Annotated in this window: 1 protein-coding gene; it reads right to left on the bottom strand. The window is 66.6% G+C overall.

Annotated elements, in window-relative coordinates:
* The coding region (gene tuf, locus A0W70_RS16355) for an elongation factor Tu (protein ID WP_070990183.1) at positions 1–1,190 on the bottom strand (1,190 nt) is incomplete at its 5' end.

The following is a 1,190-nucleotide window of genomic DNA, read 5'->3' as shown; positions in this document are numbered from 1 at the left end:
TTACTCGATAATCTTCGAAACGACGCCGGCCCCGACGGTGCGGCCGCCTTCGCGGATCGCGAAGCGCACGCCCTCTTCCATCGCGATCGGTGCGATCAGCGACACCGTGATCGTCACGTTGTCGCCCGGCATGACCATCTCCGTGCCTTCCGGCAGCTCCACCGTGCCCGTCACGTCCGTCGTGCGGAAGTAGAACTGCGGCCGGTACCCCTGGAAAAACGGCGTGTGGCGCCCGCCCTCGTCCTTGGACAGCACGTACACCTCACCCGTGAACTTCGTGTGCGGCGTGATCGACTTGGGCTTGCACGCCACCTGACCGCGCTCGACGTCCTCGCGCTTGATGCCCCGCAGCAGCAGGCCGACGTTGTCGCCCGCCTCGCCCTGATCCAGCAGCTTGCGGAACATCTCCACGCCCGTCACCGTCGTCTTGCGCGTGTCGTGCAGACCCACGAGCTCGATCTCCTCGCCCGTCTTGATCACGCCGCGCTCGATGCGCCCCGTGACCACCGTGCCGCGACCCGAGATCGAGAACACGTCCTCGATCGGCATCAAAAACGGCTGGTCCACCGCGCGCTCCGGCACCGGAATGTGGCCGTCCATCGCCTCCATCAGGCGCAGGATCGACGGCACCCCGATCTCCGACTGGTCACCCTCGAGCGCCTTCAGCGCCGAGCCCGTCACCACCGGCGTCTCGTCACCGTCGTAGTCGTAGCTCGACAGCAGCTCGCGGACCTCCATCTCGACGAGCTCCAGCAGCTCCGGATCGTCGACCATGTCCGCCTTGTTCAGGTACACCACGATGCTCGGCACGCCCACCTGGCGCCCCAGCAGAATGTGCTCGCGCGTCTGCGGCATCGGCCCGTCCGCGGCACTCACCACCAGGATCGCGCCGTCCATCTGCGCGGCACCCGTGATCATGTTCTTCACGTAGTCCGCGTGGCCCGGGCAGTCCACGTGCGCGTAGTGGCGCTCGTTCGACTCGTACTCCACGTGCGCCGTCGCGATCGTGATACCACGCGCGCGCTCCTCCGGCGCGTTGTCGATCATGTCGAATGCCCGCGCCTCACCGCCGACCGCCTCGGCCTGCACCTTCGTCAGTGCCGCCGTCAGCGTCGTCTTGCCGTGGTCCACGTGACCAATCGTCCCTACGTTGACATGCGGCTTTGTGCGCTCGAATTTCGCCTTGGACA

Source organism: Halofilum ochraceum (genome assembly GCF_001614315.2).
Taxonomy (GTDB): Bacteria; Pseudomonadota; Gammaproteobacteria; order XJ16; family Halofilaceae; genus Halofilum; species Halofilum ochraceum.
The sequence above is the reverse complement of the archived record's forward strand: the minus strand, read 5'-3'. Positions and strand labels throughout refer to the sequence as shown.